Source organism: Emticicia aquatilis (genome assembly GCF_014644295.1).
Classification (GTDB): domain Bacteria; phylum Bacteroidota; class Bacteroidia; order Cytophagales; family Spirosomataceae; genus Emticicia; species Emticicia aquatilis.
Genome location: NZ_BMKK01000006.1, coordinates 251,120 through 268,978, shown reverse-complemented (window position 1 = coordinate 268,978; position 17,859 = coordinate 251,120). Strand labels below are relative to the sequence as shown.

Genomic DNA, 17,859 nt, shown 5'->3' with positions numbered 1-17,859 from the left:
TGTAGAAATACAATTTATATTATTACGGACTTGTGGACTGTCGACTAATTAATTCTTACCACTCGTCTGTGTTCCAGCAGGTTGAGATTGTTTCGCTTGTTGCATAGGGTTTTGGCCTTGCGGACGGAACGAACCTTGCTTAAATGCTTGGAACTTCGTTGGTTTTTCTGGCTCACGTGGGAACGCATTATTTTCGGTGTCGATGTCAGCAATTTCGTAGAATGGGTCGAGTGTAAACTTCGTTACCTTTTTCTTTGTCGGAATTGTTTTCTTCACTTCTTTGTCGTTCAAACGCCAGATTTCGGCAGGAATTCTTACGATTTCGTTAGTACCGTCTTCATAATCCATTTTGATGATTACTGGCATTGGCAAACCACCTTTGTTTTTTACTTTCAAAACATAGTAGTTCATTCCTGATTCCAATAATTTACGCTCATCTTCGCTTAAACTTGATTTGTATTGCTCAGATTTTTGTTTGTCAGCCGAAGTTACAGCGTATCTATCATAAGAATTATAGAAATCTCTCATCGTAGAATCAGCTTCTACAACTGTTTGCTTAATATCGGTTTGATTACGGATATTGCTCAACGTTTGTCTTTTTGCTTCTGCGTCTGCTTTTTCTGCGGCTTTTTTAGCAACTGGGTCTTGGTTATCGGCGGCGTACCATTCAACTTCTGCTAAATCTTGGTCGGCAGGCTCAACACCATAGAACCAACCTTTCCAGAACCAGTCTAAATCAACACCAGAAGCATCTTCCATCGTACGGAAGAAGTCGGCAGGAGTTGGTGATTTAAACGCCCAACGACGTGCATATTCTTTGAAAGCATAGTCGAATAATTCACGACCCATTACGGTTTCACGCAAGATATTTAAGCCCGTTGCTGGTTTTGCGTAAGCATTTGGCCCGAACGCCATGATGTTATCCGAACTCGACATGATTGGCACTTGTTGTGTTTTGTCGGTTTTCATGTACGGAACGATGTACTGAGGCTCGCCACGACGAGAAGGGAAGTTTCTGTCCCACTCTTGCTCGGCCAAATATTGGCAGAAAGTGTTCAAACCTTCGTCCATCCACGACCACTGACGCTCGTCAGAGTTTACAATCATTGGAAAGAAATTATGACCAACCTCGTGGATAATTACGCCAATCATACCTGCTTTTGTTCCTTCTGAATAGGTACCATCTGGCTCTGGGCGACCACCATTGAATGAAATCATTGGGTATTCCATACCACCACCAGCAGTTGCGTGGCAAGAAATAGCCACAGGATAAGGGTATTGAACCGTACGGTTTCCGTAGCTTCTCAACGTATGCTCAACTACACGAGTTGAGTACTGTCCCCAAAGTGGATTTCCTTCTTTTGAATAAAACGACATGCTCCAAATTTTGCGTCCGTTGTTATAAACATCGGTTTGCATGGCATCCCATATAAATTTACGTGAAGATGTGAAAGCAAAGTCACGTACGTTAGTTGCTTTGTAAATCCAAGTCTTTTTGCCAGTTGGCTTTCCTTTTTCTGCTGCTTCTGCTTCAGCCTGTGTTACGATAAGTACAGGTGTTTTTGAGTTAGCAGCTTGTTGGAAACGCTTTAATTGCTCAGCACTTAAAACTTTGTCGTAGTTTTGGCATTCGCCTGTTGCACCCACAACGTGGTCGTTAGGTACGGTAAGCTCTACTTTATAATCTCCGAAAGGAAGTGTAAATTCACCTTGTCCTAAGAATTGTTTGTGTTGCCAGCCGTTTACATCATCATAAACTGCCATGCGTGGAAACCAGTGAGCAATGAAGTAGTTGTAGTTGCCATCTTTAGCAAAATACTCCATACCTGAGCGGCCGTAGTAGTTAGTGATATTATAGTTCCAGTCGATACGGAAAGAATATGATTGACCTGGTTTTAAAACCACTGGAATATCAATACGCATCATGGTGTTATTGATGGTATATTTCAAATCTGTGCCAGTTTTGGCATCTTTCACAACCGTAATTTTATAGCCATACTCTTTATTGCCCGAAATTCCACCAAAAACTGATGAAGGAGCATTTACGTTTTGAAGAGCATTAAACGACATTCCTTGAGCATCAACTCCACCAGTTTTTGTCATGGCATTGATTGAACTTTTCTCAAAGAGATTTTGGTCAAGCTGCAACCACAAATAACGCAACTCGTCTGGCGATTTATTGGTGTAGGTGATAACTTCCGTTCCGATGATTTTCTGATTGGCATCGTCTAACTCAGCCTTGATGTCGTAATCAGCTTTTTGTTGCCAATAGTCTTTTCCTGGAGCACCAGAAGCTGTGCGATAGGTGTTTGGTGTTGGAAGTTCAGTTCCCATTTGTTCAAAACGGGTGTTCGCATTATACTGATTGCCGCCTTGTTGGGCAACAGCAACTAATGCTTGAAGAATTAAAAGCGTAGCAAAGAGAAGTTCGCTTACGTGCAACGCTCTACCTAATACTGATAGTTTTCTCATAAAGCATGATGAAGGGTTAGTAAAAAGACAAATATATAAATTTAGAGACGATATTTAGCTCAAAATAAGTCAATTTAGTTTCTTTTTGAGATGATTTAGTGCTTATTTACGACGAGGCTTATGGGCTATGGCTGCTACTACTGCAATTTCGATGCTTGCTCCACCAGGTAAATTAGCTACTCCAACCGTTGTGCGTGCAGGAAAGTCGCCTGTGAAATACTTACCGTAAATTTCGTTTACTTTCGCAAAATTATTCATGTCTTTGATGTAGATAGTTGTATTTACAATATCACTCATTTTTGCGTCGGCAGCTTCCAAAACCGCTTTGATGTTTTCCATGATACGAACGGTTTCAGCTTCAAAGCCACCATCGACAAGTTTTCGAGTGGCTGGGTCAAGGCCGATTTGACCAGCCACAAACAGAAAACCATTGGATTTTACGGCCTGACTGTAAGGGGCAATCGGCACGGGTGCTTTATCGGTCTTGATGATTTCTTTGTGTTGTGCAAAGGCAAGATGTGTAGCAAAAAACAAGCATAAAATTAGTTTTTTCATGATTTCTTTTGGTTTTATTCGGTCTGAACCGAAGGTCTGACCGAAAATGATGGATGAAGAGAATATTTCTGCAATTTTCTTCAATTTGCCCGAAAAAGCAAGGTTTTATAAAACGAAAGAGCTTAGTTTCAAAAACTAAGCTCTTTCATCGCAGAATTTTATTGTTGGTCTAATTATATCTTTTTTCGATTTCCTCCAAACTCATGCCTTTTGTTTCAAAAACAATGTATTTAGCAAAAAGTAAGCCGAGTAGTACGACGGTCATATAGATTCCAAAAATACCGCCATTCGTGCCGAGCGATGTTGCCGCCAAAATCGGAAAGGAATAAGCCACGCCCGCATCGAAAAGCCAATGGTTGAAACTACCCATACTTGAAGCAAAACCTCTGATTTTGAGCGGATAAATTTCCGAAATCAATAACCAACCCAACGGCCCAAGGCTAATGGCAAAGAAAACAATATAGACATAAACTCCGCCCACGAGCATAATTTTTTGTAGTTCGGGGCTAAGCGAATCTTTCATGTAAAAAGCCAACCCAACCGTTGCTAAACAAGCCGCTGTTCCGAGAAGACCAGTGTAAAGAATTTGTTTTCTACCAAATTTATCTAAAATCATAATAGCCAAAAACGTAGAAGCGGCATTGATTACACCCACACCCACAGTTGCGAGTGCGGCCGTATTGCCATCAGGAAATACATTTTTGAATATATCAGTCGAGAAATAAATAATGGCATTAATGCCTGAAAACTGCTGAATAAAGAAAATACCAATGCCAATAAACAACGGAATACGTAAACGCTTGCTAAACAGCATTCTCCAGTCGCCTTTGTTGTGTTTTTCGTCTTCGATGATTTGTTTTGTTTGTGCCAATTCTGCTTGTGCTTGACTTGGTTCACGCAAGCGATTCAAAACTTCGAGGGCTTCGGCATCTCGGCCTTTTCCAATCAACCAGCGTGGACTTTCTGGCACAAAAAACATTCCGACCATCAGAATTGCGGCAGGAATAAAGCCCGTCCAGAACATACTTCTCCAGCCATCTTCTTGGTCGGCAAAGAAATAACCAACCACATAAGAAAGTAAAATTCCAAGTGTAATGGCGAGCTGGAAGAATGTTACGAGTTTGCCTCGCTTATCGGTCGGAGCGATTTCTGCCAAATAAAGTGGCACTGTTGAGGCTACGATTCCAATCGCTAAACCCAAAAACAAACGTCCAATGATTAGGAACGAAACTGATGGAGCAATGGCGGTGATAATTGACCCAACAACAAAGACAAATGAAGCAATGATATTGATTTTTTTACGACCTAATAAGTCAGTCAAAGGCCCGCTAATAAACGGCCCAGCCATACCGCCAAACAAAACGGCACTTACGATAAAGCCTTCGGTTTCGGGACTTGGGTTGAATTTTGTACGGAGTTGAGGCAAGGCAACATTGATAACGCCTGTATCAAAGCCAAAAAGTAAGCCACCAGTTGCAGCAACGGCAGCAATGAAATAAAGAAGCGAGTTTTTATTCATCAGAACATTTAATAGGTTAAGTAAGTATTAGGATTACAAATAAACTAAACTTTAGTGAAAAATGCCTAAATTTCGGCATATTTTGTAGAACAACAGCGTCGGCTATCCGATTTTAAAGTTGTCAAAACCATTGATAATGTTTTTAGAAAAAATATATCTTTCAAATTTCAAAAATTACGAAGAAGCAAACTTTACGTTTTCGAGTCAGGTAAATTGTATTGTGGGCGAAAATGGTAGTGGTAAGACCAATTTGCTTGATGCGGTCTATTTTTTGGCCTTGAGTAAAAGTGCCATCCATAGCCAAGATGCTCTTAATATCAACCACGATGCTGATATAATGATGATTGACGGTGTTTTTAGGAAAGGAGATAAGAAACACCAAATTACTTGTTCGATTCAGCGTGGGCAGCGAAAGGTTTTGCTACACGACAAAAAGCCTTACGAACGACTTGCCGACCACATCGGGCAGTTTCCTGTGGTTTTGATTGCCCCCGACGATACAGAATTGATAAAAGATGGGAGCGAAGGCCGTCGTCGTTTTTTTGATGGAGTGCTTTCGCAAATGGATAATGATTATCTGATTGACTATCAGCATTATAATAAGCTTCTCGACCAGCGGAATAGCCTTTTGAAAATTTTCTTTGAGCGAAATTTCCTCGACCAAGATTTGCTTGATACTTACTCCGACCCTTTGGTGAAAATTGCCATCAGGATTTTTGAACAACGAAGAAACTTTATCGAAAAATTTCTACCAATTTTTAAGAAACACTATCAAATTCTCGGTGAAGGGCGTGAAGAAGTAGAAATTATTTATGAGTCAGAAGTGGCCAGTGGAGATTTTGTGAAAGAATTTAGATTAAATCGACAAACGGATGTAAAAGCTCAACGCACTACAAAGGGTATTCATAAAGACGATTACGTTTTTGAAATCGACCGTTATCCTGTCAAGAAATTTGGCTCGCAGGGGCAACAAAAATCATTTGTGATGGCTCTCCGATTAGCACAATTTGAGATGCTGGAGGAATTGAGAGAAGCAAAACCCATTTTACTGTTAGATGATATTTTCGATAAACTCGACGACCGCCGAATTCAGAAACTCATAGAAAGTATTGATAATCAGACTTTTGGGCAGGTTTTTATTTCAGATGCTCGTCCCGAACGAACCGAAAAGATTCTGGAAAATGTTAAAGCTGAGATAAATTATATTCGGACGAGGTAGATGTAAGGCGAACAGGATGTTCGCCCCACAAATCACAAATCATTTCATCTTCACAATCGTAACGCCCTGCCCACCACGGTCGGCGTGTTCGTCAGATGTGCTGGATACTTGTTTATAGCCTCGTAAATGTTGGCGAATGAGCGTGCGTAAAATACCATCACCTTTGCCATGCACAATTCTTAGTTCGGGATAGCCGAGCATAATTGCATCGTTCATCAAACTATCAACTTCGCCGAGGGCTTCTTCGCTGCGTTTGCCTCGTAAATCAATATTAAAACTAAAATTGACCATTTTTTCGTTCATATCAATGCCCGAAACTTTAGCTTTTGGACTTTCTTTGGTGGCTTCTTTGTACTCTTTCTTGCTCATTTTTTCCAAACGATTGAGCTTGATATTAGTTTTAAGTTCACCAATGGCCACTTCAATATCTTTTCCTTTGACCGCCAAAACTTGCCCAATTGTCGGCTGGCCTTTGATTCTCACATAATCATTTACGCCAATATCTCCGCTGCCCGCTTCCCATTCTTCGCCCGCAGGGGCTTTGGTTTCTTCTACTTTTTGTAGTTTTAACTCTTTTTGCTCAAATTCTTGCAGTTCCTGACGAATCAGCTTCGTGATGTCTTTCTCGGCTTTGCCTTCTTTTATTTCACGAATCGTATTTTCTATTTTGCGGTTTGCTTCTTTTAGTAATTCTTTGGCTTGGGCTTTGGCTTCGTTCAAAATCTTCTTTTTCTCAACTTCTAAGAAGCTTTTCAAGCCAGTATATTGCTCAAGAGTGGTGGTGAGTTTCTGATTTTTCTCAATAAATTCTTTGTTTTTTTCTGAGAAAACCTTTCGTTCAATCTCGAGTTCTTTTATCAATTTCTCGAAATCAATTTGCTGTGTGCCGAGTTTTCGTTTGGCATTGTCAACGATTTGTTTCGATAAACCAATTTTTTGAGCAACTTCGAGAGCAAACGAGCTACCAGGCTTTCCGATTTCGAGTTCGTAGAGTGGTTCTAAATGTTCGGCATCAAATTTCATTGCACCGTTTACTGTTCCGTTATGTTTATCGGCAAAAACTTTCAGATTTGTATAGTGCGTGTTGATTACGCCATGAGCATTCGATTTCAGTAATTGCTCCAAAATCGACTCGGCAATTGCACCGCCCAAACTTGGTTCTGTTCCAGTTCCAAACTCATCAATCAGAAACAAAGTAAATTTATTTGAAAAATTTACAAAGTGCTTCATGTTAGTGAGGTGCGAACTATACGTACTTAGGTCGTTTTCGATGCTTTGCTCGTCGCCAATATCAATGAAAATATTCTTAAAAACGCCAACTTTTGAATCGGGTGAAACAGGCACAAGTAGCCCACATTGAGCCATGTATTGGACCAAACCAATTGTTTTGAGCATGACCGATTTTCCACCTGCATTTGGCCCAGAAACCAGCACAATTCGATTGTCTTTATCAAGCCTTATACTCAGCGGTACAACGTTTTTGCCTTGTTTTTTGAATGATAAATACAAAAGCGGGTGCTTGGCTCTGTACCATTCAAGGGCTTGATTTTCGACCAAAAGTGGGGCAGTTGCATCAATTTCTAAGGCAAACTTGGCTTTTGCACCAATAAAATCTATGATTCCGAGAAAAAGATATGCTTTACGCAAGGCGGGTACGTGCGGGCGAATGAAATCTGTCAAACGTTCTAAAATCTTTACGATTTCTCGACGCTCACGGGCTTCTAAATCTCGAATTTCGTTGTTGGCCTCTAAAACTTCAGCAGGTTCGATAAACGCCATTTGTCCAGTTGCCGACTCATCATGTACGAAACCTTTGACTTTTCGTTTGTGTTCGGACAAAATCGGAATAACCATGCGACCATCACGAATCGTTAACGACATTTCATCGCCAATCCAACCACTATTACGAGCCGTACGGAGGATTCGCTCCAAAGTTTTTCGTAAATCGCTTTGTTCAGAAATCAATCGACGACGAATATCCATCAACTCGGGTGAGGCATTATCTCGCACTTTTCCACGCTCATCAATGATTTTATCAATTTGCGAAATCACAGCTGCCCAACCATCCGTACTACTTTTTCCATCACCTAAAACTGGGAGTGAATTCGTAACGAGTGTTTTGAGTTCTGGGTAAATGTGGTCTTCTTTTACCTTAAAGAAATGAATGATTTGCTGAATCGTGCGAAGCGAGAGTTTTATCTCAAAAAATTGCTCTTCGCTCACAAAAGCACCTTCGATGGCTGCTCTTGAAAGGGCTTCGCTGACATCAATATAATTTTGCTGCGGAAAATCAGACTCGGTTTGTAGAATCAACTTAAACTCGGCCGCTTGGCGATGCAAACGGTCGATTATCTTGAAATCGTCAGAAAAACGAATTTTTTCGACAAAAGCTCGTCCGAGCGAACTTACACAATGCTCGGCTATGTGTTCACGGATTTTATCGAAACCTAACTTTTGTTCTATATTTTGGGGGTAAAGCATGAAAATTTGTGGTAAAACAAGTATTTGTAAGTCAATAAGTAGTTTAACTGTTTTAGGCTACTTTTGTCTGTATTAAAATACAAATTTACCACAAATTTTGTTCGTTTAGGGTATTTGAAGAAGTTAGGGTGCAGGATTTAGGTTTTATTTTTTCACCACGGAGTAAAAAATGAGTTTGAACACGGAGTTTCACAGAGTTTTTTTGCATACTCCGAGGAACTCCGTGCTAAACTTTGTGAAACTCTGTGGTTAATTTAACTTGTTCTTTACTTAAAGATTGATTATGTCCTAAACCCTTTCCAACATAATAGGATAGGTTTTTCGAGAAGCCCACTGTGGCACATAAATATTATCGTTGCTATCTACGCACACATCGTGCGGATGTAAGAAAACCTTAAATGGGTCTTGTTTGCGTTGTTCTTGAAGTTGATTGTTTTGATAAATCGGCTCACTTCCGCCTGGGGTCGAAATAACTCGGTCGTTTTTATCCAAAATTGTGATATAACCAGAGTTTGGATAAGAATCAGACGTTGAGCGGAAAGCTGCACCGTAAAGATTTTCGCCTTTGATTACTGGGCGACAAATATAAGTTCCTGGCAAAGCAATCGTTGAGATATATTTACCATCAAGTGTAAAGCGTTTCCAACAATTTTCGATTCTTGAAGTAACAATTAGCGTTGGGTTTTGCTTATTTCGGGTATCAACCACTACTCCGTGATTGCACTTGAATTTATCAACACCATCGCCGCCACCACCCCAATGACGAATGTATTTACCTTTTGAATCGTATTGAATTACGTAGTTCAGACCATAGCCATCAGTTACAAAAATATCGCCATTGGCAGGATTTACTGCACTTTCGGTTGGTTTAAACTGTGCAGGGTGGTCATAAACGCCCGTTTCTTTTGGATATTCTATCTTGAAAATCTCTTTTCCTTTTAAATCGGTTTTTATGACTTGATGGCGGTCGGTATCGCAAATCAACAGAAATTGTTCGCCACCTTCATTCAAAAGCGTCAATCCATGGCCGCCAATGTAGGTTGTTCCCCAAGTTTCAAGTAATTTTCCCGATTTGTCATAAATCAAGACATTGTTTTTGGTTTCGTTGCCGAGCATAATTAGGCGACCTTTGGCATCTTCTACCATTTCGTGGCAGTCGTTTACAGGATTTTTTCCTGCATCCAAAACACCCCAACCAACTTTTACTCGGTATTTGTGTGTGTTATGTCCGATGATTATTTCATCGTTTTTGCCAAAACTGACTTCTGGAAAAGCTGAAATGGCGGTCGTGATTCCTGTAATTTTTAGGAAATTCCGACGAGTTAAAAATTCATTCATTAGTTTGTTATAAGGTTGAATAAAATGGGTGAATATTACACAGTTGCTTCGTTGATTTTGGTAGTTGGGTTCATGATGTAGGTGAGAAGTTTGTTTTCTTTCTGTAATTCTACAATTCTGTATCCTCGGTAGCTTGTTCCCCAATTTCCGCCGATGTGAGAATCAAACATATACGGAATTCCCTCATGCGTTTTTACATTTTCTTGGTCGTGGTCGTGGCCATTAAAAACTGCTCTAACATTTTTATATTGCTTCAATAATTCTTGAAACTCTTTGCTATCTACCGCATTATCGGTCCATTTTACGGGCGTGATATGTATGAAAATAAAAATATTTTTCTTCTTTTTATGCTCATCAAGTTTTGATTTAAACCATTCGATGTTGGGTGGAAGGTATTTTCCTTCCACATTTGAAGTTGTCCCGAACAAAAAAGCGTTGTTTCCTAAAACATAATCGTAGTTGACAGGCACGCCCCACACACGCTCCCATTGCTCAGGCGTGGCGTGGTCGTGATTGCCTTGCGTAACGAAGTATGGCATTTCAAGATCATCAAAAAGGCTTTTTGCTGTAGATAAGAAATTTATATCATCGTGAATAATATCGCCATTGATTACGCAAAAATCAAATTTTTGTTCACGGTGCTGGGCATTTACATTATTGATGAAAGTCTCAAAGTATGTTTTATAATCGGTTTTGGGTTGACCAAAATGACCATCAGAGGCTACTACAAAACGGAGTTTTGATTTTTTGGAAGATAGGTTTTCGGCAAATGCAGGAATGATACTGCCATCTGCCAATAGGAAAGTAGCAAATGATATTTGTTTGATAAAGTCTTTGCGATTCATGGTCAGAATAAATGAATAGTTTTAAGCAATGAATTTGCATCATTTATTTGATTTCAACAAAAAACCGAGCGATTATTTAATGAAATATAACATTGAATAATCGCTCGGAGATTGGAATGAACCGAATTTTAGAATTCGTCTTGGAGTTTTATATACAAACGCTCAAATTTTTGGTGTAATTGGTCATAAAGTTCAGCTTTTGTAGTATCTGGTAAAAATATTCTTGAGGTGGTTTGGGCTGAGGTTTTTGCCTCCAACCCTAAGCTTTTCAGTGCCAAACGTACTGCTCCCCAAGCCGAACCTTCGACATTATCAGTGATGACTACTTTTTTCTGAAAAATATCAGCTACGAGTTGTAACCAAAAATCACTTTTGGCAAAACCTCCGCTGGCACAGATTTCGTCAACCGGAAATTTCTCCATCAATACTTTCCCGACCGAATAGAGATTCAAAATTAAACCCTCCATCACGGCACGGGTCAAGTGTGCTTGGGTGTGATTGATACTTAATCCGAAAAAAACGCCTTTGGCGTTGGCATTCCAAACGGGAGCTCTTTCGCCTAAAATATAAGGTAAAAACAATAAGTTTTCTGCTCCTGCGGGTATTTTTTGAGCTTTTTCAATCAGTTCTTCGGTCGAAATGCTGGTTTGTAAGATTTGTTCTTTCAACCATTGTATCACCACCGCACCATTATTTGTTGCTCCGCCAACAACGTGCTGAGTCGAGGTTAGTAAATAATTGAAAGTTCGCATTTGTGGGTCGGTGTAGTATTCGTCCACACAAATTCTGACTGCTCCGCTCGTACCCATCGTAAAAGCCAGCTTATTTTTACCCATTGCCCCTGTTCCGAGATTAGCTAATGGTCCATCTGCTCCACCGATGAAGTATTTTATATCTTGTTTTGTTCTTGAAAATGTCGTTGGGACTATTTTGGGTAGTTTTTCTTCTCCAATTTCGACCAACTCTAATGCTTTTTTGTCCCAGCATAAATCTTGGATATTCATCATGCCAGTGGCTGAGGCGAGCGATTCATCTATTTCATATTCTCCAAAGATTTTGTGCCATACAAATTCTTTGATACCGATAAATTTATGGGCTTTTGCAAAAACTTCAGGCTCGTTTTCTTTCAACCATAAAATTTTACAGAGAAATGAAAAAGGATGAATAGGCGTACCCGTTCGGTGATAGATTTCTTTGCCCTCGCTGCTTGCTTTTAGCTTATTGCCTATCTCAATGGCACGATTATCTGCCCAAACGATTAGGTTTGTGAGAGGTTTACCGCTTTCATCAACCGCCATAATGCTGTGCATGGCCGATGACATACTCAGCGTTTCGAGCAATGAGCGTTTATCCAAAAAAGCCAAGCATTGATTAACTGCCTCGTAGATTTCGTCGGGATTTTGCTCACTCCAATTGGGGTGATGATGAAACATTTCATAAGAAATGCTCTTTTGGGTCAGAACTTTGCCCGAAATATCAAAAACTACGGCTTTTGTACTGGTTGTGCCTATGTCAAGTCCTGTGAAGTACAATTTTGAATGAGTGAATGAGTGAATGATAGAATCAATTTTTAAGCGGTTTGCCGCCCGTTCGGAATGAGTAAATAAGAGAATAGGACTAATGATTTAAACTAATACAATTAAAATATTCTATCATTCACTCATTCAAAACTCACTCATTTTTCTCAACTGCGTGTCCACCAAATTCGTTTCTTAGAGCTGCCACAACTTTTCCTGAAAATGTATCGGTCTGTTGTGAACGATAACGCATCATGAGCGAAAGTGCGATTACTGGCGTTGCAACTCCCATATCGAGAGCCGTTTCGAGTGTCCATTTCCCTTCGCCTGACGAGTGCATGATTCCTTTGATGGCATCAAGTTTTGCATCTTTTCTGAAAGCATTTTCGGTCAATTCCATCAACCAACCACGCACTACTGAACCATTATTAAAAAGTTTGGCAACAGCTTCAAAATCAAGGTCATAGTTAGATTTTTCGAAAACTTCAAAACCTTCGGCAATGGCTTGCATCATCCCGTATTCGATACCGTTATGCACCATTTTTACAAAATGTCCGCTACCTGCTTCGCCTGTGTAGAGATAACCGTTTTCGAGAGAAATGTCTTTGAAAACTTTCTCGACATAATCAAAAGTTGATTTGTCGCCACCAATCATGGTGCAAGCTCCGTTCAATGCTCCGCTTGTACCACCACTTGTGCCGCAATCAAGAAACTCGATTTGTTTCTCTTTAAGTGCGTTGTATCTTCTTACGGAATCTTTAAAATTTGAATTTCCGCCATCAATAACAATGTCTTTTGGCTTTAAATATTCGCTTAATTCTTCGATAACACCATCTACGATTTCGCCCGATGGCACCATCAACCAAATTACTCTACGTCCTTTGAGTTTGCTACATAGACTTTCCAACGAATATGCACCCAAAATGCCGCCTTCTTCTCCGATTTTATCAACTGATGCTTCGTTTACATCATGAGCAACTACTTCATAATTGTTGTTTCTGAGATTTAGAGCCAAATTATAACCCATTTTACCGAGTCCTACGAGTCCGATTTGCATAAATTTTTATTAATTTTTATATATTTTCTAATTGGTGCGATAAAAATACAAAACCCTACCAACAAATTCGGATAATCGAGTAATTTATCCAATGATTTATTGATAGGGTTCTTGAAAAATGGCTTATTTATCCCACCAAACTTTGGTGTCTAAGTCATCTGCTCCTTGACGGCCAATGGCTTCTTTTACGTTGACACTATTGACCGAAATTTCGGAGTTTGGATAGGTTAGGCGGCGAATAAATGTACCTTTAATTGCTTTTCCAGGGAAAGGGTTTGGCGTAAGGACAGGGAAACCACTTCTTCTGAAATTGGCAAAAGCTTCAGGACCATTTAAAAATGAAGCTATCCAATATTGCGTATTGATTTGCTCTAATGCGGTAGCAGTTTTAAATGGATTTTCTGTCAAATATGCTGTAATTGCAGCGGGAGCAACAGCTGCGTTTGCATCATAACTGGCCAGTTGTTCCATGTGGAGTCTAACACCTTTGTTGAAATATGCTTCTGCTGTTGAGCCTGTTACCCAGCCTCTTTGAGCGGCTTCTGCCAGTAAGAGTTGCGTTTGAGCAGCCGTTACCAAGAAATTTGGAGCAGTGTTTTTTGCCATACGAGTTCTATCAACTTGTGTAAAATCATAGAAACTTGCCAATTTATTCTTTGTAACTTCGGCAGAAATTGTGCTATTATCAAAACCAAAAGGCATTCCTATTTGTACGGCTGGTTCAGAACTTGCTCTTGATGCTACTTGCTCTGGACCAGATTTGGCTCCAACATATCGAACCGCAATTGATTTTAGACGAGGGTCGTTTGTTTTTTTCAAGTAATCAACAAATGGGGCTGCCATATAAACGTTAGCGGCTTCGGTTGAATTCAGCATATTACCTACGGCATTTACATAGTTGGCATCGTGGCGAACCATTGCATTTTCGGTGTTTAGCTCCATTACGCCTGCTGCCACTGCTTTGCCTACAACTGATTGTGCTTGAGCGGCATCTACTTTGCTCAGACGCATACCCGCACGAAGCAAAAGAGAATTAGCAAACTTTTTCCACAAAGCGATGTTTCCACCATATAAAACATCGGCTGTTTCTACTGTTTTTGCTGCATCTAAGGCCGTTGAAGCATCAGTTAATTCTTTGATTATTGCTGCATAAACAGTCTGTTGGGTGTCGTACTTTGGCAATACAATTTGCTGTGTATAACCTTTGGCCGCTTCTCCGTAAGGAATATCTCCGTAAGAGTCAGTAGTTACCATATAAGCGTATGCTTGTAAAATACGAGCCATGTTGTAGAGGTTCGAGCGTGCAGGTACATCTTTTGTCTGGTCGATTACATCTTGCGTATTTCTGATAACTGTACGGTAATATTTTTGCCAGTTCTGAACCGTATTATCACGACTATCTTGATTAAAGTTTGCCCCCGTTAAAACCCCAGAGTTAGGCGATACCATTTGTTGCACGATACCAAGTTCATAGATAACTGTACCAGGAGCATACGTGCTATTGATGGTGGCATTATTGAGAATAAAAACAGGGTTTACAGATGTTGCGGCTGTTTTATTGATATTCAGTTCGTCGAAACCTTTATCGCAGCTTGTTAGCCCCCAAAATGGAATAGATAACAATAAAGCTTTTAATATATTTTTCATTTCAAATTCATTTTTAAATTGATTACTTAGACTTCTGAGGCTTAAAACTTCACATTCAAATTAAAGCCCATGCTTCGAGTGGTTGGTAAACCATGCGACTCCATACCAACAAGGTTATCAGAAGAATAACCAAAAGATTCAGGGTCGATATTATCTACCCATTTTTTGAGTAATAATACGTTATTCGCTACTAAGCTAAGTTTTGCTCCTTTGATGACTGAGTTTTTAGGAAGAAACTTCGTGAAGTCATAGCCAGCTGTAATCTGACGTAATTTCCAGAAACCTCCGTTGTAAACAACTGGTTCGATGATTGCCAACGAGCGAACTACTGACCAGTAATCTTGTACGTTTGCTTTAACGGTGTTTGGCTCGCCTTTTTCGTTTACTCCAACACCAATAACGCCACCAGTATCACGACCAACAAGGGTATTTTTGTGTAAACCATGACGATAGAAGTTAAAGTTTGAACCAGATAGCATCATGTTTCCTAATTTGAAGTCAATCAAAGCTGATAATGTTATTCCTTTATAATTGAAAGCATTATTGATACCACCTACCCATTTTGGCAAGGCACTACCATACGAAATCAAGTCGGCTGTGCGAAGTGGAATACCATTTGCTCCAAACACTTGTTGACCATTGGCATCACGACGGAAGCCAAAACCATATATTTGACCCATTTCTTGGCCAACTACTTGGCGAAGCTCTCCGTTGAAAACGTGCGTTCCAACCGTAATTCTTTCTCCAGGAGTGTCTGTCAATAAGCTGAGTACTTTAGTTTTATTGTAAGAACCATTTAGAGTAATATCCCATTGGAAGTCAGATGTTTTTACAGGAACTAAGCTTAATAAGGCCTCAGCACCATTTGTACGGCTGCGTCCGCTGTTGATGAGTGTGCTTGTAAAGCCAGAAGCATCAGAAACCTGTGCCGAAACGATTTGGTCTGTTGTTATTTTTTGATAGACAGCAAAGTCTAAACCTACTCGATTATTGAATAATTTTAACTCAATACCAGCTTCTTTTTCCGAAGCACGCATCGGACGAAGATTGGCGTTTGGAAGCGTATTGCCCGACGAACCACCAACTGGCTGCAATGCACCTGCTGGATTGCTCAACAAGTTTGAGTTGATACCATAAAATAGATTATTAGAGTAAGGCGAAACGTCGGTGTCGCTACCAACCTCGGCGTAAGCAACTCTCAATTTACCGAAATTCAACCAACTTGGTACGTTATTGAACGACTGTGAGAAAACGTAACTTGCTGAAACCGATGGATACAAAATGCTACGATTTTCGGGTGAAAGTGTTGAAAACCAGTCATTTCTTGCTGTTACGTTTACAAATAGGTAGTTTTTGTATGAAAACTCACTCGAACCATAGATAGAGTTTACGGCTCTTTCAGATAAACCATAGATTGGGTCTTTTACACGGCCATTCATAACTGTGTATAAGCCTCTCACAACAAAATCCTGAACAGCAGTAGAGTTTAAGTCCGAACGACGATACATTTGGTTTCCACCAAGATTCACGTCAACACCAAAATCTCCGAAAGTTTTTGAAGCCGCAATCAAGATATCGGCATTGGTTTCTCTAAATCTTCTGGATTCTTGTGTAAAAGCACCATTCACAAAACCCGCAGGTGCGGCAGCCAACGAAGCTGTACCCGTTGCGAAGTTATTGAACTCTTGGTCACGTGACCAAAAATCTTGTCCGACACGACCTTGAATATATAGCCAATCAGTAAGGTTATACTTTACTGAAACATTACCAAAGATTCTATCTCTACGAATATTCTGAAATTGCTCCGATAAAGTGAAATAAGGGTTCGTACGGTTCATGAATCTTGAATAAATGAACTCATTTCCTGCGGCATTAAATTTCTTTTCTTCCAACAAACTCAAAGGCATAGAATTGGCCATATTTGAGAGGGCTGTCGGAATTGAGTTATCTTGATTGGCAACGTTTGGTGGGTTCTTATTAAACTCGTTAGAGTAGTTGATATTTCCTGCAAAACTTAGTTTTTTCGATAAGTTATATGAAAAACCTAAATTGAGTGTTTTGCGATTAAAAGTATTATTTGGTACAATACCTTTATTATCCATATTTGAAAAAGAAAGGTTCATACCACCTTTTTCGCCCGAACTTGATAATGAGATTGTATTGGTGAAGTTTTGTCCGTTACGATAAAACTTACGAATATTATTATATTGAGGCTCGTAAGGAACACTCACACCATCAAACAAAACTTGGGTCATACCTGGCTGAAATTTCTCTCCGAAAGACCATTGTCCAGAGGTTGGATTGGCCGTTGTTGGTCTTATTCCGTTTTCGCCTTGACCATATTCGTATTGAAAATCAGTAAAATCTAAAGGTGTTTCATTCGTGAAGTTAGTGTTGAAAGTCACACCAAGACCTTTGTTATCACCTTTCGATTTGGTTGTAATCATGATTACACCATCTTTTGCACGAGAGCCATAGAGAGCAGCAGCAGTTGCTCCTTTTAGTACAGTCATGCTTTCTACATCATCGGGGTTGATAGATGATAAACCATCGCCACCATCTGAGGTATTTCCACCACCACGCACACCAATCGAATTATCAGCACCTGCATTACCTGGGTTTGTTCCAAAATTGGTATTATCAATCGGCACGCCATTGACAACTATTAAAGGGTTATTCTGACCAGAAATTGATGATTGACCTCTAATCCTGATTTTTGAAGTTCCAGCTGGGCCAGTTCCTAAACCCGAAATATTCACACCCGCAATTTTACCCGTTAGGGCATTCATCAAATTTGGTGTACGATTCTCGGTTAATTGCTCACGATTTACGGTGGAAGTTGCATAACCTAATTTTTTAGCTTCTTTCTTGATACCCAAAGCTGTTACGACCACCTCATCGAGGCGTTGAGCATCTTCATCCAACGAAACATTAATTACTGATTGATTTCCAACTTTAATTTCTTGAGTTTTGTAGCCAATAAAGCTAAAAACAAGCGTAGCGTTAGACGGAGCATTGACACTAAATGTACCATCGGCACTGGTATTCGTACCAGTATTTGTGCCTTTTACCTGCACCGAAACACCCGGTAATGACACACCTTCTTTAGAGGATGTGACTTTTCCCGATATTTTTTGTGCGTAAAGAACTGCCGATGTACACATCAACAGCATAAATAATAGTAGTTGTTTTTTCATGAATGACTTAAT

Annotated in this window: 11 protein-coding genes; 1 reads left to right on the top strand and 10 read right to left on the bottom strand. The window is 39.9% G+C overall.

Features of this window, described 5'->3' with window-relative positions; translation table 11 throughout:
- Positions 1-48: 48 nt before the first annotated feature.
- From IEX65_RS16155 to IEX65_RS16145, 3 genes are all read right to left on the bottom strand, one after another.
- Positions 49-2,472, bottom strand: a complete 2,424-nt coding sequence (locus tag IEX65_RS16155; RefSeq protein WP_188767291.1) for a M1 family metallopeptidase — start codon at positions 2,470-2,472, stop codon at positions 49-51.
- Positions 2,473-2,574: 102 nt separating this feature from the next.
- The gene (locus IEX65_RS16150) at positions 2,575-3,027 is read right to left on the bottom strand and encodes a RidA family protein (protein ID WP_188767289.1); all 453 of its coding nucleotides are present in this window, start codon (positions 3,025-3,027) and stop codon (positions 2,575-2,577) included.
- A gap of 169 nt (positions 3,028-3,196) precedes the next feature.
- On the bottom strand, positions 3,197-4,546 hold the full coding sequence (locus IEX65_RS16145; protein ID WP_188767287.1) for a sugar porter family MFS transporter: 1,350 nt from the start codon (positions 4,544-4,546) through the stop codon (positions 3,197-3,199).
- Positions 4,547-4,682: 136 nt separating this feature from the next.
- Here IEX65_RS16145 and recF point away from each other — a divergent pair, with 136 nt between their 5' ends.
- Entirely contained in the window at positions 4,683-5,765 is a 1,083-nt protein-coding gene (gene recF / locus IEX65_RS16140) for a DNA replication/repair protein RecF (protein ID WP_188767285.1), read from the top strand.
- Between the two features lie 39 nt (positions 5,766-5,804).
- On the opposite strand, the gene IEX65_RS16135 is transcribed toward recF, so the two are convergent.
- The 7 genes from IEX65_RS16135 to IEX65_RS16105 all read right to left on the bottom strand — a co-directional run bounded on the left by IEX65_RS16135 (position 5,805) and on the right by IEX65_RS16105 (position 17,847).
- Positions 5,805-8,246, bottom strand: coding sequence for an endonuclease MutS2 (locus IEX65_RS16135; protein ID WP_188767283.1), 2,442 nt, complete (start codon positions 8,244-8,246; stop codon positions 5,805-5,807).
- A 288-nt stretch (positions 8,247-8,534) separates the two neighbouring features.
- Entirely contained in the window at positions 8,535-9,584 is a 1,050-nt protein-coding gene (locus tag IEX65_RS16130; protein ID WP_188767282.1) for an NHL repeat-containing protein, read from the bottom strand.
- A 35-nt stretch (positions 9,585-9,619) separates the two neighbouring features.
- Positions 9,620-10,429 (bottom strand): metallophosphoesterase family protein, encoded by an 810-nt coding sequence (locus IEX65_RS16125; protein WP_188767280.1) that lies wholly within the window; start codon positions 10,427-10,429, stop codon positions 9,620-9,622.
- 128 nt (positions 10,430-10,557) lie between these two features.
- Positions 10,558-11,961, bottom strand: coding sequence for a gluconokinase (locus tag IEX65_RS16120; RefSeq protein ID WP_229250717.1), 1,404 nt, complete (start codon positions 11,959-11,961; stop codon positions 10,558-10,560).
- A gap of 139 nt (positions 11,962-12,100) precedes the next feature.
- On the bottom strand, positions 12,101-13,003 hold the full coding sequence (gene gnd, locus IEX65_RS16115) for a phosphogluconate dehydrogenase (NAD(+)-dependent, decarboxylating) (RefSeq protein ID WP_188767278.1): 903 nt from the start codon (positions 13,001-13,003) through the stop codon (positions 12,101-12,103).
- A gap of 123 nt (positions 13,004-13,126) precedes the next feature.
- Positions 13,127-14,650, bottom strand: coding sequence for a SusD/RagB family nutrient-binding outer membrane lipoprotein (locus IEX65_RS16110; protein ID WP_188767276.1), 1,524 nt, complete (start codon positions 14,648-14,650; stop codon positions 13,127-13,129).
- Between the two features lie 41 nt (positions 14,651-14,691).
- Positions 14,692-17,847: a SusC/RagA family TonB-linked outer membrane protein gene (locus IEX65_RS16105; RefSeq protein WP_188767273.1), complete on the bottom strand. Its 3,156-nt coding sequence runs from the start codon at positions 17,845-17,847 to the stop codon at positions 14,692-14,694.
- Between the last annotated feature and the right edge of the window lie 12 nt (positions 17,848-17,859).